We start from the raw sequence: 20,468 nt of genomic DNA on the forward strand, positions 1-20,468 counted from the left end.
TTCGTTCCGTACAAAAGCAGTTTACAACCCGAAGGCCTTCATCCTGCACGCGGCATGGCTGGATCAGGCTTGCGCCCATTGTCCAAAATTCCCCACTGCTGCCTCCCGTAGGAGTCTGGGCCGTGTCTCAGTCCCAGTGTGGCTGGTCGTCCTCTCAGACCAGCTACAGATCGAAGGCTTGGTGAGCCTTTACCTCACCAACTACCTAATCTGCCATCGGCCGCTCCATTCGCGCAAGGTCTTGCGATCCCCTGCTTTCATCCGTAGATCGTATGCGGTATTAGCACAGCTTTCGCTGCGTTATCCCCCACGATTGGGCACGTTCCGATGTATTACTCACCCGTTCGCCACTCGCCGCCAGGATTGCTCCCGCGCTGCCGTTCGACTTGCATGTGTAAGGCATGCCGCCAGCGTTCAATCTGAGCCAGGATCAAACTCTATAGTTCGATCTTGATTTGCGCCTGATCTCGCGACCAGGCAAAACTCATAAAAAAAGAAATTGAAGTGAACTTCACTTCTATTCTCATGAGCGTTTTTAAGTCTTGCGACTTGTTCCGAAGAACTTGTGCAATTACCTTCAAACGCCCACGCTTATCGGCTGTAATTTTTTAACGATCACCGAAGCAACTTGTCGTTTACTTCGTTTGCTTGCTGCGATCAGCGAAGCCTTGTAGTCTAGCACGATTTTTAAAGAATCGCCAAACTTTTTTCGCTTTCTTTTTCTTCGTTATTCGCGACTCACAACTTTCATTGTCAGCCACCGAAGTCATTTCAGCGGAGCCTTGCAGTCTAGCACGATTTTTTCAAATCCACCAAACTATTTTGGCTTTTCACATCCGCCAACTTCTTTCGCAACCCGCAACTTTCATCGCAAGTCGCTGAAGCAGTTCGTTTCAGCGAAGCCTCCGATTATGCACTGTTTTTTCAAACGGCGTCAACTTTCGAAGACTTTTTCTTCACCCCATCCAACCAGTCCCGAAGAGCCCGTCAGACCCGAACACCACAGGCATTCAGCAGCGAAGCCCACGAGTATATGACAGATTTGGGCTTGCGCAAGACGCTCGTGAAAGAATCTTGGATCGGCGTCACAACGGGCTCTTCTCTGCTCCAGATATAGAGGAGGAAACACTCCCCAGGACGATCCGACATCCCCTCCTCCGATAATCCGCGCCACATGGCACTCATCACACTCCTCGACGCACAGCTCGCGTTCGGTCACGTCCCGCTGCTGGATCATGCGGACTTCTCTCTTCTCGAATCGGAGCGCATCGGCCTGATCGGCCGCAACGGCGCTGGCAAGTCCTCCCTGCTCAAGATACTGGGCGGCCTGGAAAAGACCGACGACGGCACCCTGCAGCTGCAGCAGAACCTCCGCGTCGCCTACGTCGCCCAGGAGCCCGCGCTCGACATGGATGCCGACGTCTTCACCGCCGCCAGCCAGGGCCTGGCTCCCGTCATCGCGCTGCGCGATCTCTATCTCTCCGGTGCCGAAGGCCTGGACCTCGACGCCCTTCAGTCCCAGATCGAAGCCTTCGACGCATGGAACTGGGAGCAGCGCGTGGAAGAGACGCTGCACCGCCTGCACCTCGACCGCGACGCGCGCGTCGGCTCGCTCTCCGGCGGCACCCGCAAGCGCGTGGCCCTTGCCCAGGCACTGGTGGCGGCTCCGGACGTCCTCCTGCTCGACGAGCCCACCAACCACCTGGACCTCGACTCCATCGAATGGCTCGAACAGCTTCTGATCGACTTCAAGGGCAGCGTCGTCACCGTCACCCATGACCGCAGCTTCCTGAACCGCGTCGCGACCCGCATCGTCGAGTTGGACCGGGGCAAGCTCGGCTCTTACCCCGGCAACTTCGAACAGTACCTCGCCCAGAAGGAAGAGCAGCTCGCCCAGGAGGCGGTGATCAACGCCAAGGCCGACAAGCTGCTGGCCCAGGAGGAAATCTGGATCCGCAAGGGCGTGGAAGCCCGCCGCACCCGCAGCCAGAGCCGCATCACCCGCCTGCAGGAGCTGCGTGCCAGCCACGCCGCCCGCCGGAACGTGCAGGGCAGCGTCAACATGGACGTGGCTTCGGGCCAGGCCAGCGGCAAGATCGTGGCCGAGCTCACCGACGCCACCAAGTCCTTCGGCGACAAGACCGTGATCCGCAAGTTCAGCGGCACCATCCTGCGCGGCGACAAGGTCGGCCTGCTCGGCCCCAACGGCGCGGGCAAGACCACCCTGCTGAAGCTGATCCTCGGCGAGCTCGAGCCCGACAGCGGCAAGATCCGCCGCGGCACCAACCTGCAGGTGGCGTACTTCGACCAGATGCGGGACAAGCTCGACCTCGACGCCACGCTGGAAGACTTCATCAGCCCTGGCAGCGAGTGGATCGAGATCGGCACGCAGAAGAAGCACGTCAAGAGCTACCTCTCCGACTTCCTCTTCTCCCCGGCGCGCGCCAATTCGCCCGTGCGCTCGCTCAGCGGCGGCGAGCGCAACCGCCTGCTGCTGGCCCGCCTGTTCGCGCGCCCGGCCAACGTGCTGGTGCTCGACGAGCCGACCAACGACCTCGACATCGACACCCTCGAGCTGCTCGAAGAACCTGCTGCAGGACTACGACGGCACCGTGTTCCTCGTGAGCCACGACCGCACCTTCCTGGACAACGTGGTCACCAGCACCATCGCGTACGAAGGCGACGGCCGCTGGCGCGAGTACGAAGGCAGCGTGCAGGACTGGCTGACGCAGTCCAAGCGCGCCCGCGAAATCGCCGAGCAGCGCCTTGCCGCGGCTGCGGCAGCAGCACCGGCGGCGGCTCCCGCCCCTGCGGCGGAAGCGCCCGCCCCGAAGGCGGCACCAGGCCCGCGCAAGAAGCTCTCTTACAAGGAGCAGCGCGAGCTCGACGCCCTTCCCGCTCAAATCGAGGCCCTCGAAACCGAACAGAAGCGCATCACCGAAATGCTCGAGCTCGACGGCGGCGCCATCTACGCCACCGACTCCTCTCGCGCGGCCGAGCTGGCGGAGCGCCACGCCAAGATCGACGACGAACTGCTGGCCGCCATGGAGCGCCAGGAAGAACTCTCCGCCGGGCGCTGACACCCGGGCGCGCCTGCCGTCCGACGCGCGGCGGCCGCCGACTAGGCTATATATGCGGCACCTCCCTTCAAGCCCCGGGAAAGCCGCATGCCTTCATCCTTCCAGACGTTCTTCCGCCGGTCGACGGCACTGCTGGCGCTGCTGACCCTCGGCGCCTGCGCGCAGCTGCCGCAGAACGTCGACCGCCCCGTCTCGACCGCCATCGCCGCGCCGGCCACCGGCACCGCACTGGCCGACCTGGTACAGCAGCGCCGGCAGGCCGAGAAGGCTCGCTACGAATCCGGCTTCCTGCTGCTGGGCGGTCCGCAGGCGGCCTACGGCAGTCGCCTGGCGCTGATCGAGGGCGCCCAGAAGACGCTGGACCTGCAGTACTACACCATCCACGCCGACGCCAGCACCGGCCGGCTGGTGCGCGGCCTGCGCGCGGCCGCCGAGCGCGGCGTGCGGGTGCGCGTGCTGCTCGACGACTTCCACACCACAGGCCGCGACGCGCTGGTGCTGGGCCTGGCCTTCATTCCCAACATCCAGATGCGGCTGTTCAACCCGCTCGCGGGCTCGCGCGATTCCACCTTCAGCCGCCTGCTCAACTCGATCGACGACGCCTCGCGCATCCAGCAGCGCATGCACAACAAGCTGTTCCTGGCCGACAACGTGCTGGGCGTGACGGGCGGGCGCAACCTGGGCGACGCCTACTTCGGCAACGCGACCAACGGCAACTTCGTCGATGTCGACGTGCTGGCCGCCGGCCCCATCGTGCAGGACCTGTCGCGCAGCTTCGACAGCTACTGGAACAACGAGCGCGCCTACCCGGTGCAGTCGCTGGTCACCCGCGAGGAGCTGCAGGCCATGCGCGACCGCGCGAAAAGGGCCGACCAGGAACTGGCCGAGGAATCGACCCGCCAGAAGGAAGGCGCCGGCGCCCCCACCGCCGAGCAGCGCGCCCGCGCCTGGGACGAGAAGCCGCTGGACCTGCGCACCGCCACCTTCGTCTGGGCGCCGGCCGTGATGCTGGCCGACAAGCCCGGCAAGATTCCGGCCGACTCGGACCCGGGCAACAAGAAAGCGCCCGGCCTCGTGGTGAGCCGGCCCGACGACAAGGCCGGCGCCTCCCGCGGCGCAGCCTCGCTGGAAGCCGCCTCCGACCTCGCCGCCAGCGGCGACACCGTGGTCGAGGGGCTGCTGCAGCTCATCGGCCAGGCACGAACCGACCTGACCATCATCTCGCCCTACTTCGTGCCCGGAAAGGACATGCTGCAGGCCTTCTCCACGGCCCGCGCCCGCAACGTGCGCATCCGCGTGCTGACCAACTCGCTGGCCTCCAACGACGCGCCGGTGGCGCACGTGGGCTACGCGCGCCACCGCGAGGCGCTGCTGAAGATGGGCATCGAGCTCTACGAGCTGCGCAGCGAGCAGGCGAGCTTCGGCAATGTCTTCGGTTCCTCGGGCGGCAGCAGTGCCCCCGGCGAATCTCGCGCGATGCTGCACTCCAAGGTGCTGGTGATGGACGGACGGCTGCTGGTGGTGGGCTCGATGAACCTCGACCTGCGCTCCCAGCTGCAGAACACCGAGATCGCGCTGCTGATCCGCAGCAACGAGCTTTCGCGCGCCGCCACCGAGCAGATCGAGCGCGGTATGAGCGAGCGCTCGTGGCACGTCGAGCTGGTCGACGGCTCGCTGGTGTGGCGGGCGCCCCAGGGCAGCGGCCTGAAGGACGCCACCACCGAGCCCGACGCCGGCGCCATGCTGCGGCTGATGCTCAAGCTCTTCGGGCCGCTGGCGCCGGACCAGCTGCTTTGAATGAAGCCTTGAGGCTGCCGCTCAGTGCTTGTGCTGGTGCGCCGATCCGGCCGCATCGGCACCTTCGGGCGCACCCACCGGCAGCGTCACGTCGAGCGTGGTCTTGGCGCCCTTGGCGTCCTGGAAGCTCAGCGTCATCGGCACGGTCGCGCCCTTCGCCAGCGCGCCCTTCAGGTCCATCATCATCACGTGGTAGCCGCCGGGCTTGAGCTCGACGGTCTGGCCCGCAGGCAGGTCGAGGCCGGCCGGGAGCTCGCGCATCTTCATGGTGTCGCCCTCCATCTTCATCTCGTGCACTTCGGCGACACCGGCGGCCGGCGTGGAGATGCCCACCAGCTTCGCGCCGGTGGGCGAGGTCAGCTTCATGAAGGCACCGGTGCCGCTCTGGCCCGGCACCGACTGGCGCACCCAGCCGTCGCGCACGTCGACCGTGGCCACGCCCTGCGCCACCACATTCAGCTTTGCGGCGGGGCTCTTCAAGCCGGCGGTGGAACTGCCCGAGGCCGGCACCTCGGCCCAGTCGGCCGCGCCCACGTCGCAGCTCTGCAGCACCTTGAACCACAGCGTGCCCGGCGTCGCGGGCACCTTGCCGCGCAGTACGAACTCGGCGCGCTCACTGCCAGGCAGCGCGTTGCCGGGCGTCTCTGCCGTCCAGCGGACTTCACCGTCGCCGCTCTTCTGCACGTCGAGCTTCCAGCCCTTGCGCGCCTGCGCGTCGCTCAGGACGAAGCCCTTGGGCAGGCGCACGGCCAGGCCGGTGGTGGCCTTGGCGCCTTCGCATGCGTGGCCGACGCGGAAGGCGGCGTCGTAGTCGCTGCCGACGGTCACGCCGCCCGGTCGCAGCGTGACGTGCGCCACCGCGGCGCCCATGCCGGCCAGCATGGCGCATGCGGCGGTGGTCCTGAGGATGGCCGTCGAAGTCGTTTTGTTCATGTCGTTTGGTCCTTGCGGTTGGAACGGGGAGTCATCAATCAAAGGTCGAACTTCAGCTCGGCCACGTAGGTGCGCTGCGGGTACGGGTGGAAGGCCCAGTACTTGTTGTTGTTCAGGTTGTCGATGCCGAAGGAGGCGCTCCACTGCCGGTCGATCCGGTAGCGTATGCGCGCATCAACCACGAAGAACTTCGAGAAGCCCATGTACGCGAAGCCGTTGGGGTCGCTGTTGTCGAGCGTGCCGTACTGCCTGCCGCTGTAGCGCGCGCCGACGGTGTAGCTCCAGCGGTCGTCGGGCCGGTAGGTGGCCAGCAGCGTGGCGCGCACCCTGGGCACGCGCGGCTGGTCGTGGCCGACGCTGGCCGGGAAGCCGCTGTTGGCGGTGATCTTCGAGCGGGTCAGCGTGAGGCTGCCGCTCAGGTCCAGCCCGCGCACGCCCACGTCGGACGCGTTCAGCGCCACCTCCAGCCCGCGCGTGCGGATGGCGTCGACGTTCTGCACCGTGCTCACCAGGTTGTTGAGCGCCTGGGTGTAGAGCGCGTCCTTCGTGTTCTCGAAGAAGAGCGTGGTGCGCAGCACGCCGTCGAGCCCCCAGCCCTTGAGGTCGCGCTCGGCGGTGAGCTCGGTGGTCCACGAGCGCTCGGGGCGCAGGTTGGGGTTGGTGTTGACGATCTGGTTGCCGCTGATCGAGCCCTGGTAGAGCTCGCTCACCGTCGGCATGCGCACCGCGCGGCCGGTGGAAGCCTTGAGCAGCCAGTCGGAGGTGGCCTGCCAGGCGACCGCCGCCTTGGGCGAGTCGTAGCTGTTCTTGCGCGGGGCAAAGTTCAGCAGCGTGGCGGCGTTGCCGAGCTGGCCGCCGTAGGCCTCCCAGCGCTCGTGGCGCAGGCCGAGCGTGGTCTTCCAGTCCTTGGCGAAGCGCCAGGTGTCCTGCACGTAGAGCGACTGCAGCCGGGTGTTGCCGTTGAAGGCCGAGAACGGCGAGACGGGCGAGCCGCCGATCCAGTCGAGTGTGTTGCCGACGCTGGTGCGCAGCCGCGCCGTGTCCTGCTGGAAGCCGAAGTCGACCACGTGCGCGCCCACGCCCTCGGCCGAGCCGGTGGGGCGCCAGGTGCCGGCCGCCTTGAAGGTGCTCCAGCCGGTGCCGCCCATGTCGGTGGTGCGGCCCGGGCCGCCGCTGAAGGCGCCCGGCAGCGGCGTGGTGGGCGTGCGGGAGGTGTCGCGCGAGTAGTCGTAGAGGCTGGCGGCCACCTCCCAGTCGAACACGCCGCCGGTGTGGCTCTTCACCGAGAGGCCGTGCATGTAGTGCGTGAGCGCGGTTTCGGTGGGGGCGAGCGCTGCGCTGGGCGAGTCGAGGTTGAAGGTGCGTCCGCCGATGTTCACCCTCCCGCCGTACACCGGCCGGCCGAGGGCGTCGCGCAGCCAGGTGTCGACGCCGCCGTGGGTGGTGTTGTTCCATGCGCCCAGCGTGTAGGTGGCGCGCACCGTGGGCGAGAAGTCGTAGGCCAGCTTGAGCTTGGCCTGCTCCTGCGTGGTGTCGTAGATGGTGGAGCCGCCGACCAGCCACCAGGGCTGGTTCGACGGGTTCAGCCCGCCCACCGCGCCGGTCACCGGCGTGCCCGCGCTGCCCACGGTGCCGGCGCTGACGAGCCGGTTGCCGAACACCAGCGCCTGCCCCTTGCTGTGCGTGCGCGAGGCGCTGAGCCACCACGACCAGTCGCCACTGCGGCTGCCCAGCGACAGGTCGAGCTGCTGCCCGGCCGGCGAGGAGTGGCTGTTGTAGAGGTCGAAGTTCGAGACGAAGCCGCTGAGCTTGACGTGCGCCTCGAACTTGGTCGGCATGCGCGTGACGTAGTCGACCACCGCGCCCACCGAGTTGCCCGGGTACGCCGCCGAGAACGGCCCGTACAGCACGTCGACGCGCTCGATCTCCTCGGGCGACACCATGCCCCAGCGCGGCGCGTAGGTGGCGCCGTTGCCCAGCGGGTTCGACAGCATGATGCCGTCGGCGTACACCATCGAGCGCGCGCTGTTCCCGGTACCCGAGGCGCGCGTGGCGAGTACGGCGTGGTTGAAGTCGCCGATGTAGCGCTTGCGCACGACCAGGCTCGGCAGGTACTTCAGCGCGTCCTCGCTGTCGGTGGCGTTGACGGTCTCGACGATCTGCTCGTGCGTCACGCCTTCGATGGTGGTGGGGATCTGCGCCGGCAGCGAAGTCGGCCGCCCGCCGGTCACGGTGATGGTGTTCAGCGTGCGGCCGCCGGGGCCGCCTTCAGGGACGTCGGCCGGCTGCGCCTGTTGCGCCAGCGCGGGCACGCCAAGGGGGAATGCCATGGCGATCGCCAGGGCGCGGGAATGCTTGTTCAAGAGGAACCTTCTCCACGGAGCTTCAAACCGGACGGGCCGGACAAGCCGCGTACGCGCTTCGGGCGCGCGTGCACGGCTACGGTTTCGAAAGCGTCAGGAGAGGTTTGGCGGCCCGCGCGCCGGCAGCGGCGCCGCGGTGGCCGCGGCCAGTCGCGCGGCGGGGATGGGCTGGACCACGCGGCCCAGCGGCAGGGGAAGATCGAAGGCCGGCGCCGCCATGGCCGGCGGCGGAGCGCCAGTCAGCACGCACAGCGGGCAGTCCATGTGCGAGGCGCCCATTTCCTTGACGCCGTCCTCGGTGTGGACCACCACCTTGATGGAGCCCGCGGCGGAGCACACCAGCTCCATGGCTTGCGGGTTCACCAGCGGCGACGCCACCGCCACGCCCAGCGACATCACGAACCACAGCAGCAGCCAACGCCCGGCGAGGGCGATGGAGCGGGTGGATCGGTGCAGCGCGTGCATGGCGGCCGCGATTATCGGCGCACTTTGCCCTTGGCGGCAGGGGCCGCGGCCTTGGAGGGCGCGCGGGCCCCGCCCCTGGACGCGGCGGGTGCCGCCTTGGCCGACTTTCCGCCCCTTGCGGCAGCCGCGGGCGTCGCCTTTCCGCGCTGGCCCTTGACCGCCTTGCCGCCGCGCACCGCCCTGGGCGATGGCGAAGGCGCCGCGAGCGCGGGCATGGGCTGCGCGGTCTGCTCCTGCGCGCTGGTGAGCACTGGCGTCACGGTGAAGCCGCGTGCCGCCATGAGCGTGGGCAGCCCCTGCGGGCCGATCATGTGCAGCGCACCGACCGCGGCGAACACGCCCTTGCCGCCTGCATGCAGGCGCTCAATGCCGTCGGCAAGGTTCGGGTTGCGGTCGTCGAGCAGGCGCTTGAGCAGCCGCTGCTCGGCGGGCGTGTTGAGGCAGTCGCACCATTCGGGGTAGCGGGCCAGCCGAGCCGCGTCGCTGCGGGCCCAGACCTCGGCCAGTTCCTTGATCTGGCCGCGCAGCTTGCCCGATTCGAGCTCGTCGAGCGCCGCGTCGACCTGCTCGGCCTCCTCGGACTCGGAGCCGCCGGTCAGCACCTTGAGCTGGTCGGCCGCATTCTCGAGAGCGACGATCGGCTTGTTGCTGTTGCGCGCGGCGACCGCCAGCGTCTCGTCCACGCCGAATTCCGGGTACAGCCCGTCGGCTCGCCCCACCAGCCCGGCCAGCGCCGTGACCTGCAGGATCGGCTGCAGCTTCGACAGCGAGCCCGGCGGCACGCAGGCCTCGCTGTTCTGGCGCTCCAGACGGCGGGCGCGCTCGCCGCTGAGCATGCGCGCCAGCAGTTCAGGGTCGGCCGGGCGGGCCATGGCGCGGGCGGTGGATTCGTCGCGCATGTCGAGTTCGAGCGCGACGGTGTCGCTCTGCGCCAGTGCCTTCTGGATGGTCGGGCCGGGCCGCACCCAGTCGCCGCGGCCGATGTGGATGGTGCCGTAGAGCCACGAGGTGCGCCCGTCGCGCTCGATGCGCCAGAGCACGCCGCGGTCGATGCCGTTGCGCACGACCACGCCGGGCTTCTCGAGGCTCGCGATGGCAGAGGGCGGGCAGGCCGCCCGGGCCGCCCCGAAGGTGAAGAGGAAAGCGATGCCGCACAGGGGCGCGGCGAGGATCCGGAGTATCCGCAAGGCTTGCTCCACGATGAAAGAAAGTCCGGCATTCTCACAGCACCGCTGCCCATAATCCGAAACCATGCAGAGCATCTTCCACCTTGCCTTCAATGTCCGCGACCTCGACGGCGCCCGCCGCTTCTACGGCGGCGTGCTCGGTTGCGCCGAAGGCCGCAGCACCGACACATGGGTCGACTTCGACTTCTTCGGCCACCAGATTTCCCTTCACCTGGGCGAGCCCTTCGCCACCGCCCCCACCGGCCGCGTCGGCGACGTGATGGTGCCGATGCCGCACTTCGGCCTCGCGCTCGCGCTGCCCGACTGGCAGGCGATGGCGAAGCGGCTCGAGGCCGCCGGCACCGAGTTCGTGCTGAAGCCGCAGGTGCGCTTCGAAGGGCAACCGGGCGAGCAGTGGACGATGTTCTTCCTCGACCCGTTCGGCAATCCGATCGAGGTCAAGGGCTTCCGTTCGCTGGACACCCTCTACGACAAGTAATAAGAAGAAGCAGCAGATGCTCCCGCGTGCGGCCGCCGTCATCGCTCCCCTCGCGCTGCTGTGCGCCACGCTCGCGCACGCCCAGCTCGACTGCGAGCTCAACGGCCGCAGCGTGAACCCCGACGACGGCAGCAGCACCGCGGGCAAGACCGGCCTGCTGCGCTGCAAGGACCGCTCGACCGGCGAGCTGCAGCGCGAGTCGCAGATACAGAACGGCGTGTCGATGGGCCTCGTGCGCATCTACGAGAAGGGCAAGCTCGCCAAGGAGCACAGCGTCAACGCCAAGGGCAACCTGCACGGCCGCGCGCGCGAGTTCTCGCCCACCGGCCGCGTGCTGCGCGACGCCACCTACGACGACGGCCAGGAGCGCGGACTGGTACGCAGCTTCTACCCCGACGGCAAGCTGCGCCGCGCGATCTTCTATCCCAACTCCGACACCGGCGGCGGCAACGAGCGCGCATCGGTCGAGTTCACCGAGCACGGCCAGCTCTCGGCCCTGCGCTGCGCCGACGCGCCCACGCTGGCGCCGGTGGTGGACGACGCCAGGCTCTGCGGCTTCTCGGGCACCGGCCCGTCGCAGGTCGACCTGTTCGACGCGCGCGGCATCCTGCGCTCGCGGCTCGCATACGTGTCGGGCAAGCGGGTGCGCGCGCAGAGCTTCTACGACAACGGCAAGACTTCGTCGCTCGACGAGACCGTGGGCAACCAGCGCACCGAGCAGAGCTTCTCGTCCGAAGGCGTCAAGCGCCGCGAGACCGCCTTCCTGCTGGTGGAGCGCACGAGCGTCCGCGTGCGCGAGCAGGCTTTCTCCGAAAAGGGCACGCTGGTGCGCGACCAGCGCTGGAACAGCGCGGGCGAGCCGATCGTCGACGACAGCTACTACATCAACGGCCAGCCGCGCAGCAAGTCGGCCTACAGCGGCAGCGGCGACGCGCGCAGCGTCGAGATCACCGAGTTCTACGACAGCGGCCAGCGCGCCGCGCAAGGCCGCTACGAGATCCAGGGCCGCAACCGGCAGATCCCGGTCGGCACCCATCAGCGCTTCAGCGAGAAGGGCACGCTGCTGGCCGAGTCGAGCTTCGACGCCAAGGGCCGCGTCACGCGCGAGCGCGCTTGGGACGAGAACGGCGAACTGCAGCGCGACGACGAAGTCTTCGAGGACGGCTCGCGCAAGGCATACACAAGGTAACTGGGCTCGCCCCCAGGCTGCGCGCACTTCGTGTCGCTCCTCCACCCCCTACCGGGGGCAACACCTGCGGCCCGGCGAAGCCGGTTCCGCGGTGTTTCGCGAAAAGAGCTGCTCCTGGCGAGCTCAGTCCAGCTTGATTCCTGCCTGCTTGATGATCGGGCCCCAGCGCTTCGATTCCGCGCGCGACAGCGCCGCGAACTGCGCCGGCGTGCCCGGCATCGCTTCCATGCCGAAGTCGTCGAAGCGCTTCTGCACGGCCGGCGTGCCGAAGGCCTTGTTCAGGTCGCCGTTGAGCTTGTTGACCACCGCCGCCGGCAGGTTGGCCGGGCCAAGGATGCCCTGGAACGCGAACACCTCCGTGTTGGGCACGCCCACCTCGGCCAGCGTCGGCACGTTGGGCAGCGGCTTGCTGCGCGCGCCGGAGCCGATGGCCAGCACGCGCACCTTGTTGCTCTGCATGACCGGCAGGCCCGAGGCCAGGTCGAGGAACATGCAGGGCACCTGACCGCCCATCACGTCGGCCATGGCCGGCGCCGCGCCGCGGTACGGGATGTGGGTGATGAAGGTGCCGGTGCGAACCTTGAACATTTCCATGGCCAGGTGGTGCGGCGAGCCGTTGCCGGGCGAGGCGTAGTTGACCTTGCCGGGGTTGGCCTTCACGTAGGCCAGGAACTCCTTGAAGTTCTTCGCCGGGAAGTCCGGGTGCACCACCAGGGCCAGCGGGAACTTGCCGATGGCGCCGATGTAGGTGAAGTCTTTCTCGGGGCTGAAGGGCAGCTTGCTGAACAGGTGCTCGTTGAAGGCCAGCACCGCGTTGTCGGCCGAGAGGATCGTGTAGCCGTCGGGCTTGCTCTTGGCGACGATGTCGGCGCCGATGTTGGTCGAGGCGCCGGGGCGGTTGTCCACCACGATCTGCTGGCCCAGCGTCTGGCGCATGGCCTCGGCCAGCACGCGCGCGATCACGTCGGTGCCGCCGCCGGCCGGATAGGGTACGACCCACTTGATGAGCTGCGCGGGGTACTCCTGCGCGCGGGCGAAGGGCGATGCGGCCATTGCGGCGCCGGAGGCGAGCGTGGCGAGAAGGGTGCGGCGATCCATGGAATCAGTCTCCAATCTGCTGGTTGTATGTATGTCGTTCCGGAAATCAGGAAGCGGACAGGGATGGTACGGGCAGAGCGCGCAGTGCGTCGGCCAGTGCGGTGCGGCAGCGTGCCTCGTCGCCGACCTGTTCGAAGAGCAGCAGCGCGAGCCGCGCGAGGAACAGCGATTCGCGCTCGGCGCCGGCTTCGGTGATGGCTCTCGCGCATTCGGCATAGAGGCGGTCGCGGGCGTCGGGTTGGAGCTGCGGTGTGGTGGTCGTCGTCATGCGGAAATCTCCCGGGCCGCGCGGGCCAGTGCGGGTTGCAGGGCGCCGGCCGGCAGGCGATGCCAGCGCGCGGCCACGTGGCCGTCGGGGCGCAGCAGGTAGACGGCGCCGTCCCTGGCGCCCAGCGCTTCGAACATGGCGGGCGACGCATGCGCGTCGGCACCGTCGATGCCCGGGCTCGCGATGCTGCGCACGATGAAGGGCAGCGCGCCCTTGCGTGCCCGCTCGATGTCGGCGGCAGGCAGCGCGACGAGGTCGGGCCGCAGCACCAGCAGCGTGAAGGTGGGCGCGATCCAGTCGGTGAGATGGCCGCGTTCGAGCTGCTGCTCGGGCATCGCCTCGCCCGGCAGCGGGCCGGCGGGCAGCGCATCGCCCTCGCTCGACAGCGGCGACGCCGCATAGCGCACCGCCTGCGTCTGGCGCGGGTTGATGAGCTGCGCGATACCGCGGTGCGCCTCCGACAGCGACAGCGCCCCCTCGCGCAGCAGGTCGAATCCGCGCGAGGGCGGCGACATGAACTCGGTGCTGCGCATCGCGTTCTCGGCGTTGACGTGGAAGGCCTCGATGCGCTCCTGCGAGTACGAATCGAGCAGCTCAGCGTCGGACAGCCCCTTCGCGACGAAGGAGAGCTTCCACGCGAGGTTGTCCGCGTCGTCGAAACCGGAATTGAGCCCGCGCACGCCGAAGATCGGCATTGCGTGCGCTGCGTTGCCCGCGAAGACGACGCGGCCGTGGCGGTAGCTTTCGAGCGTCATCGCGCCGGCGCGGTAGACCGAGGTCCATACCGTCTTCCAGGGCAGGTGGCCTTCGCCGATGGCGTCGAGGTGGCGCTGCACGAACTCGGCCACCGCCGCCGGCTGCAGCGCCTCCTCGGTGCTCTGGCCGGGGCGCAGCTGGTAGTCGATGCGCCAGATGTCGTCGGGCTGGCGGTGCATGAGCACGGTCGAGCCGGGGTTCCACGGCGGGTCGAACCAGGCGCGGCGCTCGGTGGGGTGGCCGCTCTTGAGTTCGATGTCGATGATCACGTAGCGGCCTTCGTAGCCCGTGCCTTCCAGCGCGAGCCCCATCGCCTTGCGCACGAAGCTCTGGCCGCCATCGCAGGCCGCGAGCCACCGGCCGCGCAGCCGGTAGGCGCCTTGGGCGTTGCGCACGTCGAGCGTCACGCCTTCGTCGTCCTGCGCGAGGCCGGTGAGCTCGGTGCCCCAGCGGATGTCGACGAGCCCCGGCGTGCGCTCGTTGCGGCGCAGGATCTCCTCCAGCAGGTAGTGCTCGGCGTAGTACTGCTCGAGGTTGATCATCGGCGGCAGCTTCTGCCGCTCGTCGTGCGGCATCTCGAAGCGGAACACCTCGGCGGTCTTGTAGAAGCTGCGCCCGCCGGTCCAGGGCAGGCCCTTGTCCATGAAGGCGCGCAGCACGCCGAGCCGCTCCATGATCTCCAGGCTGCGGCGCGAGATGCAGGCCGCGCGGCTGCCGACGCACACGGTGTCGTCGGCTTCGAGGATCACGCTGCGCAGGCCGTGGTTCGCGAGCCCCAGCGCGAGCGCCATGCCGACCGGGCCGCCGCCCGCGATCACCACCGGGTGGCCGGCCGCTTCGACGCCGTCGGGGCCGAGTTGCGGCGTGCGGGGTTCGTAGCGCGTGTAGTGGAAGGCGCCGACCGAAGGCGGCAATCCGGCATCGGCGCCGGGCTTCGGCGGCACGGGGCCGCTGGCGGCATCGCCCAGGGTGGCAGCGGGGGAGTTCGTCATCCGGCGGGATTGTCCCGATGCGGGGCGAGCGGCAATGTCATAACTTCGTACGAGGTGTTTACCCGTATCCATCCCCACTTCTCCTCCTTTCCTCACGCATGAGACGCTGGCGCATCCACCCTTGCGAGGACGCCGCGCTGGCCGCGGCCGTGGTCGGCGACGTGCTCTCCGGCGTGGGCACGCCGCTGCTCGCGACCAGCTACCTCAAGGCCATGCAGCGCGTGATGCCGGTGACCTTCTGCACCGTGTTCGTGGTCGATGCCGCCGGGCGCATCGAGCTGGTGTCGGCCGCCAGCAGCTACGGCAGCACCGCCGAGCGCACATCGGAACGCTACGTGGCACAGCGCTTCGACCTGCTCGACCCCAACATGGCCTGGCTCGCGGCGCGCAAGCTGCCCAGGCGCGCCCAGCTCTGGATGGGCCACCAGCGCGCCGACGAGGTGGCCGATCCGGTGTATCGCGCCGCCTGCTACGGCGACGTGGGCATCCGCGAGCGCGCGTCGGTGCTGTTGCTGCAGCCCACCGGGCAGCGCGTGGCGGTGAGCTTCTATCGCAGCCTCGCGCAGCCGGAGTTCGGCGCGGCGGACTTCGCGCTCATCGAGGCGCACGCCACGCTGCTGGCCGACGCCACCGCAGCGCACGGCCGCAGCGCAGTCGGCGCCCGCAAGGCGGTGGAGCCCGCCCTCGCCGAAAGGCTGCTGCGCCTGAGCCTGCGCGAGCGCGAGGTCATCGGCCATCTGATGGCCGGCCGCACCGCCAAGGAGGCGGCGCGCGAGATCGGCGTGGAGCTGACGACCGTGCGCACCCACCAGTACCGGGCGTTCCGGCGGCTGGGGATACGGTCGCAGAAGGAGCTGCTGCGCGGCGCGGGGCCGCACTGAGCGGGCCGCTTCAGTCTTCCGGGGTTTCTTCCTCGGCCTGCGGGGTTTCGTCGCCGGCCTGCGGTTTGACCAACGACACCGGCGCATCCTTCGGCCGCCCGGCCGTCGACACGATCTCCTGGTCGATCGCGCCGAAGATCGAGCGCCCATCCAGCCCCTTCATCTCGATGCGGATGGTGTCGCCGAACTTCATGAAGTCGGTGTAGGGCTGGCCGGTCTGGATGGTCTCGATGCAGCGCTTCTCGGCGATGCACGAGTAGCCCTTGGGCCACTCCATCTGGCCGTCCTTTTTCTCCACGCCCTTGTTGCTCACGGTGCCGCTGCCGACGATGCTGCCGGCGCGCACGTTGCGCGTCTTGGCGATGTGGGCGATGAGCTGGCCGAAGTGGAAGGTCATTTCCGGGCCGGCGTCGCACATGCCGACCTTGCGGCCGTTCCAGCTGCTTTGCAGCGCGAGGTGCACGCGGCCGTGCTGCCAGGCCTCGCCGAGCTCGTCGAGCGTGACGGCCACGGGGCTGAAGGCGGTGGCGGGCTTGCTCTGGAAGAAGCCGAAGCCCTTGGCGAGTTCGGCCGGGATGAGATTGCGCAGGCTCACGTCGTTGGCCAGCATCACGAGGCGGATGCCGTCGAGCGCCTGGTCGGGCGTGGCGCCCATGCGCACGTCGCCGGTGACGACGGCGATCTCGGCCTCGAAGTCGATACCCATGGCCTCGCTGGGCACGACCACGTCGTCGGTCGGGCCGAGGAAGTCGTCGCTGCCGCCCTGGTACATCAGCGGGTCGGTGTAGAAGCTTTCGGGCACCTCGGCGTTGCGCGCCTTGCGCACCAGTTCCACGTGGTTGATGTAGGCCGAGCCGTCGGCCCACTGGTAGGCGCGCGGCAGCGGGGCCATGCACATCGAGGGGTCGAAGGGAAAGGCGTGGCGCGCGCGGCCGGCGTTGAGATTCGCGTACAGGTCCTGCAGCTGCGGGCTCATGAAGCCCCAGTCGTCCAGCACCTGCTGCAGCCGGTTGGCGATGCCGGTGGCGTAATGGGCGAGCGTGAGGTCGCGCGAGACGACGACGAGCTGGCCGTCGCGCGAGCCGTCCTTCAGGGTGGCTAGTTTCATGATGCGGTGCGTGCGTGCGTGAGGACTGGAGCGGGCCGCCGGCACGGACCGGTCGCCGCTCCCACTTAAACTGGTTGGACGGGCGGCAGTTTACCGAGGTGGTCTTTGGTGAACCTCCGGGCCGGCGCCCCACTCCACATACCGATGCCGACGCTCGTCGCCCCTTCTTCCTCGCCGTCGCTGCCTCCCGGCCTGCCGGGGCGTCCGTCGTGGCGGGTGCTGATCGGGTTGACGCTGCTGGTGGGGCTGGTCCACGTGCTGCTGCTCGGGCTGGCGCCGATGGCCATCGGCCCGGAGCCCTCGCCGCTGGCGAACAAGTTCAGCACGCGCACCATCGTGATCGCGCCGCCGGCCGCCGAAGCGCCTGCACCGGCGGCCGCACCGGCCGAAGCGAAGCCCGCGCCGCCCCCGAAGCCCAAACGGCCGCGCGAAGCCTCGGTGCCCAAACCGAAGCCCGCACCGAAGCCGGCCCCCGCCGAGCCATCGCCCGAACCTGAGGCAGCCGCGACGCCCACGCCTGAAACGCCCAATCTGACGGCCCAGGCCGCTACCGATTCAGGAGCAACACCGCCCGAAGCGGCGGCCAGCGCGCCAGCTGGGGCGACATCGCCTTCCGGTGGCAGCGGAACCGGCACGCAGGCGGCGGCCGGGGGCGAGGCCTCGGGCACCATCGCCGGCACGCAGGCGATGAAGATCCCGGGCTCGGTCACGCTGGATTTCGAGGCCACCGGACAGAGTGGCTCATCCCCCCAGCGCGGCGTGTTCGGCGAGCTGGTCTGGCTGCAGGACGGCACCCGCTACGACGGCCGGCTGACGCTCAAGGCCGTGTTCTTCACCCTGCTCAACTGGCACAGCACGGGGCGCATCGGCCCTTCGGGCCTGGAGCCGGAGCGGTACTCCGAAAGCCGCAAGTCCGAGGTGGCGTCGCATTTCGTGCGCGACCAGAACCAGATCGTCTTCAGCAACAACGCGCCCCCGGTGCCGCTGCTGCCGGGCGCGCAGGACCGCATGAGCGTGATGATGCAGCTCGGCGGCCTGCTGGCGGCCAGCCCGCAGCGCTATCCCGCCGGCACCAGGATCTCGGTGCAGACCGTGGGCCCTCGGGACGCCGATGTCTGGGTCTTCGTGGTCGGAGAGGAGGAAAAACTCAGCCTGCCGGCCGGCGAATTCACCGCCCGCAAGCTCACGCGCGACCCGCGCAAGGCCTTCGACCGGAAACTGGAGCTCTGGCTGGCCCCGGAATACGGGTATCTACCCGTTCGGATCAAGCAAACCGAGACCAACGGGGACTTCGCTGACGCCCAGTTGCGCAAACCCCTGCCTTCAGGCCCGCCCAATTGAGGAGAAAGTCACACTAACGAAGCGAAAGGAGCCAGGGATATGCCAATTAGCCAGTTGGTTTTACAGATAGACAACCTATCTTGAAACTGGCGCGTTGATTGCTATCTAACCCCCATGAACGCCATCGACATTCTCACAGGGCCCGCCATGAACATGCTTTATGACTCGGAGTCTTTCGTCGTCGTGCACGTGCAGCCCAACGAGGGCGACGCGCCCGCGCAGCCGAACATGCCGGTCCTGGAGCGCCATGGCTTCGAGATCGTGGACAAGCGATCGGGCAAGGAGGTCTACCTCGACGGCTCCTGGGCCGAACTGTTCCAGCAGCAGATCGCCGCGTGGCAGCTCAATACCCCCACGCAGGAAGAAGTCGAAGACACGCTCGAGGGCTACGCCGAACTGGCGCACACCCCGGTTCTGGTGCACTGAGCCCGATCCGGCCAGCTTCCCGAAAGATCACCAAAAAGCGCCCCGAGGGGCGCTTTTTTCATGTCTTGCCATCCCGCGGCGCCCTCAGCGGTAGATCCACCGGAACATCGGCCCCACGATCAGCAGCACCGCCACCAGCCGGCAGACCTGGAAGGCCGTGACCACCGGCACGCCCAGTTGCAGCACCTTGGCGGTGATCGACATCTCGGCGATGCCGCCGGGCGAGGTGCCCAGGATCATCGTGGCCGGATGCAGCCCTGTCGCCCACGCCAGCAGCCACGCCACCGCGGCGCAGAGCAGCAGCATGCCGAAGGTGCCCAGCACCACCGAGCCCAGCCAGCGCGGCGCCGTGTGCAGGAACTCCCGGCTGAAGCGCACGCCCAGGCTCACGGCGATGACCAGCTGCGCCGTGTTCGACATCCAAGCGGGCACGGCCGACAGCGACTGGCCCGCGATGGTGAAGCCCATCGCCACCAGCAGCGGCCCGATGAACCACGGGTTGGTGCGCTTCAGCGCGCGCATCGCCAGGGCGCCGATGCCCGTCGCCGCTGCCAGCAGCGCAAGGCCGCCCGGGTTCACTTCCCGCACGCCGGGCGGGTTGATCTCCAGCCCGTGCAGCCCGCTCCACTGCATCGCGAAAGGGATGGTCACCGTCACCACCACCAGCCGCAGGCTGTGCGCCGACGGCCACGAGATCGGTACGCGCGCCGGCCGATTCGGCCATCAGCGTCATCTCCGACGCGCCGCCGATGGCGCCGGAGAAGTAAGTCGTGGCTCTCATGGATCGATCCGGTACATGCGGCATGCGCCCCGCATGCATCGCGTGCAGCCAGCGTCCGAAGCCCACACCCAGCAGCAGCGCCCACGCGATCGCCAGCACGATCGCCCACCACACGCTGGCCACCAGCCCGACCACGTGCGGCGTGAAGTAAAGCCCCAGCGCGGTGCCGATGGTCCACTGCCCCACGTTGCGCAGCGGCGTGAAGCTGGCGGTGGGCGCGCCTGCGATCGAGGCCAGCGACACCGCGAGCAGCGGGCCGATCATCCAGGGCAGCGGGGTGCGCAGCGCGAGGCAGACGCCCGCGGCAGCGAGCGCGAGCAGCAGCGTGGCCAGCACGCGAACGGGATAACGGGAAAGCACGGACCGGAAGAAGGGACGACAGGGAAAAGCGGCGGCGGACGGCACCGCGTGCGCGCGCCGGGGGCATAGTATGGCGCGATGCCCCTTCCATACTGGCCCGCCCGGGTTTCACGCTTCCTGCTGCCGCCCCTGTTCGCCGCGACCGCATTCACGGGCTGTTCGGCGCTGTCCTCTTTCTCCGGCGCCGATGCACCCGACGCTCCCATCGCGCGCCGCGTGGCCGCCCTGCAGCCGGTCGACGCCCTGCTGATCGGCGAGCAGCACGATGCGCCGGAGCACCACGTCATCGAGCGCGAGGCGGTCGAGGCGCTGGCCGCGCGCGGCCATCTCGCCGCCCTGGCGCTGGAGATGGCCGAGGAAGGCCGCAGCACCGCGCAGCTCGCGCCTACCGCCACCGAGGCGCAGGTGCAGGCCGCGCTCGACTGGAGCGACAAGGCCTGGCCCTGGGCCAGCTACGGCCCCGCCGTGATGGCCGCCGTGCGCGCCGGCGTGCCGGTGGTCGGCGCCAACCTGCCGCGCTCACGCATGAAGAACGCGATGGCCGACGTCTCGCTCGACGTGCAGCTCAACGGCGAGGCCTTCACCGCCCAGCAGGATGCCGTGCGCGACGGCCATTGCCGGATGCTTCCCGAATCGCAGATCGTTCCCATGACGCGCATCCAGGTGGGCCGCGATCGCGCGATGGCGCAGGCCATCGTCAAGGCGAGGAAGCCGGGCCAGACGGTGCTGCTGATCGCCGGCGCCGGCCATGTGGTGCGCACGCTCGGCGTACCGCAGCACCTGCCCGACGACGTGAAGATCGCCACCGTGCGGCTGCTGGCGGCACCCGCCTCAGCCGCCGGCCCCAAGACCGGCCCTCAGACCGGCGATTACGACCGCATCTGGCGCACGCCGCCGCTGCCCGAGAAGGACTACTGCGCCGAGTTCACGCGCCAGGCCAGGCCGCAGCCCAAGACCTGAGCTGA

The 20,468-nt window shown here is 68.7% G+C and carries 15 protein-coding genes, 1 rRNA gene and 2 pseudogenes (1 of these 18 only partly in view); 8 read left to right on the forward strand and 10 right to left on the reverse strand.

What is annotated here, in order from left to right:
• Nucleotides 1-446: ribosomal RNA gene (locus ACHMXA_RS00030) — 16S ribosomal RNA — on the reverse strand; it reaches 1,089 nt to the left of the window's first position.
• A gap of 728 nt (nt 447-1,174) precedes the next feature.
• On the opposite strand from ACHMXA_RS00030, the pseudogene ACHMXA_RS00035 reads away from it, so the two are divergent.
• A pseudogene (locus tag ACHMXA_RS00035) lies at nt 1,175-3,080 on the forward strand (ATP-binding cassette domain-containing protein).
• Between the two features lie 87 nt (nt 3,081-3,167).
• Nucleotides 3,168-4,877, forward strand: coding sequence for a phospholipase D family protein (locus ACHMXA_RS00040; protein WP_395317550.1), 1,710 nt, complete (start codon nt 3,168-3,170; stop codon nt 4,875-4,877).
• Nucleotides 4,878-4,898: 21 nt separating this feature from the next.
• Here the strand turns inward: ACHMXA_RS00040 and ACHMXA_RS00045 are convergent, their stop codons facing one another.
• From ACHMXA_RS00045 to ACHMXA_RS00060, 4 genes are all read right to left on the reverse strand, one after another.
• The gene (locus tag ACHMXA_RS00045; protein WP_395317551.1) at nt 4,899-5,810 is read right to left on the reverse strand and encodes a copper chaperone PCu(A)C; all 912 of its coding nucleotides are present in this window, start codon (nt 5,808-5,810) and stop codon (nt 4,899-4,901) included.
• A 38-nt stretch (nt 5,811-5,848) separates the two neighbouring features.
• Nucleotides 5,849-8,140, reverse strand: coding sequence for a TonB-dependent receptor (locus ACHMXA_RS00050; RefSeq protein ID WP_395317552.1), 2,292 nt, complete (start codon nt 8,138-8,140; stop codon nt 5,849-5,851).
• Between the two features lie 126 nt (nt 8,141-8,266).
• Entirely contained in the window at nt 8,267-8,638 is a 372-nt protein-coding gene (locus ACHMXA_RS00055; protein ID WP_176668357.1) for a DUF2946 family protein, read from the reverse strand.
• 11 nt (nt 8,639-8,649) lie between these two features.
• Nucleotides 8,650-9,825 (reverse strand): TraB/GumN family protein, encoded by a 1,176-nt coding sequence (locus tag ACHMXA_RS00060; RefSeq protein ID WP_395317553.1) that lies wholly within the window; start codon nt 9,823-9,825, stop codon nt 8,650-8,652.
• A gap of 64 nt (nt 9,826-9,889) precedes the next feature.
• Between ACHMXA_RS00060 and ACHMXA_RS00065 the strand changes: the two genes are divergently transcribed.
• Both ACHMXA_RS00065 and ACHMXA_RS00070 read left to right on the forward strand, forming a co-directional pair.
• Nucleotides 9,890-10,303: a VOC family protein gene (locus tag ACHMXA_RS00065; RefSeq protein ID WP_093206477.1), complete on the forward strand. Its 414-nt coding sequence runs from the start codon at nt 9,890-9,892 to the stop codon at nt 10,301-10,303.
• 16 nt (nt 10,304-10,319) lie between these two features.
• A complete protein-coding gene (locus ACHMXA_RS00070) occupies nt 10,320-11,492 on the forward strand; it encodes a toxin-antitoxin system YwqK family antitoxin (RefSeq protein WP_176668359.1) in 1,173 nt (390 codons plus the stop codon).
• Nucleotides 11,493-11,615: 123 nt separating this feature from the next.
• Here the strand turns inward: ACHMXA_RS00070 and ACHMXA_RS00075 are convergent, their stop codons facing one another.
• The 3 genes from ACHMXA_RS00075 to ACHMXA_RS00085 are packed head-to-tail and all read right to left on the reverse strand — an operon-like array spanning nt 11,616 to nt 14,606.
• Nucleotides 11,616-12,590, reverse strand: coding sequence for a tripartite tricarboxylate transporter substrate binding protein (locus ACHMXA_RS00075; RefSeq protein WP_176668360.1), 975 nt, complete (start codon nt 12,588-12,590; stop codon nt 11,616-11,618).
• Between the two features lie 46 nt (nt 12,591-12,636).
• Nucleotides 12,637-12,858, reverse strand: coding sequence for a DUF2783 domain-containing protein (locus ACHMXA_RS00080; RefSeq protein WP_126185861.1), 222 nt, complete (start codon nt 12,856-12,858; stop codon nt 12,637-12,639).
• On the reverse strand, nt 12,855-14,606 hold the full coding sequence (locus ACHMXA_RS00085) for an FAD-dependent monooxygenase (protein ID WP_395317554.1): 1,752 nt from the start codon (nt 14,604-14,606) through the stop codon (nt 12,855-12,857). The genes ACHMXA_RS00080 and ACHMXA_RS00085 overlap by 4 nt, the downstream gene beginning before the upstream one ends.
• 98 nt (nt 14,607-14,704) lie before the next feature.
• Here ACHMXA_RS00085 and ACHMXA_RS00090 point away from each other — a divergent pair, with 98 nt between their 5' ends.
• Nucleotides 14,705-15,487: a LuxR C-terminal-related transcriptional regulator gene (locus tag ACHMXA_RS00090; RefSeq protein WP_395317555.1), complete on the forward strand. Its 783-nt coding sequence runs from the start codon at nt 14,705-14,707 to the stop codon at nt 15,485-15,487.
• Nucleotides 15,488-15,497: 10 nt separating this feature from the next.
• On the opposite strand, the gene ACHMXA_RS00095 is transcribed toward ACHMXA_RS00090, so the two are convergent.
• Nucleotides 15,498-16,595, reverse strand: a complete 1,098-nt coding sequence (locus ACHMXA_RS00095) for a fumarylacetoacetate hydrolase family protein (protein WP_395317556.1) — start codon at nt 16,593-16,595, stop codon at nt 15,498-15,500.
• A 144-nt stretch (nt 16,596-16,739) separates the two neighbouring features.
• On the opposite strand from ACHMXA_RS00095, the gene ACHMXA_RS00100 reads away from it, so the two are divergent.
• Both ACHMXA_RS00100 and ACHMXA_RS00105 read left to right on the forward strand, forming a co-directional pair.
• The gene (locus ACHMXA_RS00100) at nt 16,740-17,936 is read left to right on the forward strand and encodes a DUF3108 domain-containing protein (RefSeq protein ID WP_395317557.1); all 1,197 of its coding nucleotides are present in this window, start codon (nt 16,740-16,742) and stop codon (nt 17,934-17,936) included.
• Between the two features lie 147 nt (nt 17,937-18,083).
• Nucleotides 18,084-18,362, forward strand: coding sequence for a DUF3567 domain-containing protein (locus ACHMXA_RS00105; RefSeq protein WP_170217241.1), 279 nt, complete (start codon nt 18,084-18,086; stop codon nt 18,360-18,362).
• Nucleotides 18,363-18,446: 84 nt separating this feature from the next.
• Here ACHMXA_RS00105 and ACHMXA_RS00110 read toward each other — a convergent pair.
• Nucleotides 18,447-19,503 (reverse strand): annotated as a pseudogene (locus ACHMXA_RS00110) (AbrB family transcriptional regulator).
• A 78-nt stretch (nt 19,504-19,581) separates the two neighbouring features.
• On the opposite strand from ACHMXA_RS00110, the gene ACHMXA_RS00115 reads away from it, so the two are divergent.
• On the forward strand, nt 19,582-20,463 hold the full coding sequence (locus ACHMXA_RS00115) for a ChaN family lipoprotein (protein WP_395317558.1): 882 nt from the start codon (nt 19,582-19,584) through the stop codon (nt 20,461-20,463).
• Nucleotides 20,464-20,468: the final 5 nt, after the last annotated feature.

It is taken from the genome of Variovorax sp. UC74_104 (assembly GCF_044055375.1).
In the GTDB taxonomy this organism is placed as follows: domain Bacteria; phylum Pseudomonadota; class Gammaproteobacteria; order Burkholderiales; family Burkholderiaceae_C; genus Variovorax.

What these genes read in the sequence shown, in the direction of transcription:
- ACHMXA_RS00040 (WP_395317550.1), top strand. Translation starts at nt 3,168, where the DNA reads ATGCCTTCATCCTTCCAGACGTTCTTCCGCCGGTCGACGGCACTGCTG.
- ACHMXA_RS00045 (WP_395317551.1), bottom strand. Translation starts at nt 5,810, where the DNA reads ATGAACAAAACGACTTCGACGGCCATCCTCAGGACCACCGCCGCATGC.
- ACHMXA_RS00050 (WP_395317552.1), bottom strand. Translation starts at nt 8,140, where the DNA reads ATGGCATTCCCCCTTGGCGTGCCCGCGCTGGCGCAACAGGCGCAGCCG.
- ACHMXA_RS00055 (WP_176668357.1), bottom strand. Translation starts at nt 8,638, where the DNA reads ATGCACGCGCTGCACCGATCCACCCGCTCCATCGCCCTCGCCGGGCGT.
- ACHMXA_RS00065 (WP_093206477.1), top strand. Translation starts at nt 9,890, where the DNA reads ATGCAGAGCATCTTCCACCTTGCCTTCAATGTCCGCGACCTCGACGGC.
- ACHMXA_RS00070 (WP_176668359.1), top strand. Translation starts at nt 10,320, where the DNA reads ATGCTCCCGCGTGCGGCCGCCGTCATCGCTCCCCTCGCGCTGCTGTGC.
- ACHMXA_RS00075 (WP_176668360.1), bottom strand. Translation starts at nt 12,590, where the DNA reads ATGGATCGCCGCACCCTTCTCGCCACGCTCGCCTCCGGCGCCGCAATG.
- ACHMXA_RS00080 (WP_126185861.1), bottom strand. Translation starts at nt 12,858, where the DNA reads ATGACGACGACCACCACACCGCAGCTCCAACCCGACGCCCGCGACCGC.
- ACHMXA_RS00085 (WP_395317554.1), bottom strand. Translation starts at nt 14,606, where the DNA reads ATGACGAACTCCCCCGCTGCCACCCTGGGCGATGCCGCCAGCGGCCCC.
- ACHMXA_RS00090 (WP_395317555.1), top strand. Translation starts at nt 14,705, where the DNA reads ATGAGACGCTGGCGCATCCACCCTTGCGAGGACGCCGCGCTGGCCGCG.
- ACHMXA_RS00095 (WP_395317556.1), bottom strand. Translation starts at nt 16,595, where the DNA reads ATGAAACTAGCCACCCTGAAGGACGGCTCGCGCGACGGCCAGCTCGTC.
- ACHMXA_RS00100 (WP_395317557.1), top strand. Translation starts at nt 16,740, where the DNA reads ATGCCGACGCTCGTCGCCCCTTCTTCCTCGCCGTCGCTGCCTCCCGGC.
- ACHMXA_RS00105 (WP_170217241.1), top strand. Translation starts at nt 18,084, where the DNA reads ATGAACATGCTTTATGACTCGGAGTCTTTCGTCGTCGTGCACGTGCAG.
- ACHMXA_RS00115 (WP_395317558.1), top strand. Translation starts at nt 19,582, where the DNA reads ATGCCCCTTCCATACTGGCCCGCCCGGGTTTCACGCTTCCTGCTGCCG.